This window comes from Corynebacterium sp. HMSC034A01, from assembly GCF_001838175.1.
GTDB lineage: Bacteria > Actinomycetota > Actinomycetes > Mycobacteriales > Mycobacteriaceae > Corynebacterium.
On sequence record NZ_KV835953.1, the window covers coordinates 1 to 221 of the forward strand.

Genomic DNA, 221 nt, shown 5'->3' on the forward strand with positions numbered 1-221 from the left:
ACGGTTGTGTGGCGGGTGCCTGTGTGTGAAGTTGTTGGGTCGGCGGTAACCTACTCTCCCACTCCCTCCCGGGAGCAGTACCATCGGCGCGGGCGGGCTTAGCTTCCGGGTTCGGAATGGGACCGGGCGTTTCCCCGCCGCCATCAACCACCGACACACCTAAAGAGGGCATGCACGGTGCTGAGTGTTCAGCGTGTGTATGCAATTTGAATTGTCGGCCA

Annotated in this window: 1 rRNA gene; it reads right to left on the reverse strand. The window is 61.1% G+C overall.

The annotated features are described in order from the left end of the window. Positions 1–37: 37 nt before the first annotated feature. Positions 38–155 (reverse strand): 5S ribosomal RNA (rrf, locus tag HMPREF2791_RS05205). Positions 156–221: the final 66 nt, after the last annotated feature.